Source organism: Bradyrhizobium sp. BRP19 (assembly GCF_020194195.1).
Classification (GTDB): domain Bacteria; phylum Pseudomonadota; class Alphaproteobacteria; order Rhizobiales; family Xanthobacteraceae; genus Bradyrhizobium; species Bradyrhizobium yuanmingense.
On the sequence record NZ_JADYVZ010000187.1, the window covers coordinates 1 to 414 of the forward strand.

Here is a 414-nt window from a genome sequence, read left to right on the forward strand (position 1 = left end):
GGCCACGACCATCAGCCCGGGGGGCGACCCCGGCGGGCCCAAGGTTCAGACCATCGAACATCTGCTGTCGGCCTGCGCCGGCCTGGGGCTGGACAACCTCTTCATCGACATCAATGCCGATGAGGTGCCGGTGCTCGATGGCTCGGCCGCGAGCTTCGTCTTCCTGCTGCAGTCCGCCGGCATCGTCATGCAGGACGCGCCCAAGCGCTTCCTGCGCGTCAAGAAGACCATCGAGGTGCGCCAGGGCGAGGGCAAGAAGCTGATGTGGGCCAAGCTGGAGCCCCACCATGGCTACACGCTGAGCTTCGAGATCGAGTTCGACAACCCAGCGGTGGCCGCCACCGGCAGCCGGTTCGTCTTCGACATGGGCTCAGGCAGCTACAAAAAGGAAATCGCCCGCGCGCGTACCTTCGG

Annotated in this window: 1 protein-coding gene; it reads left to right on the plus strand. The window is 65.7% G+C overall.

The window, feature by feature from the left end; translation table 11 throughout:
- Positions 1 to 414: UDP-3-O-acyl-N-acetylglucosamine deacetylase (locus tag I6F36_RS39115; RefSeq protein ID WP_225173307.1), on the plus strand; the 414-nt coding region annotated here is incomplete at both ends.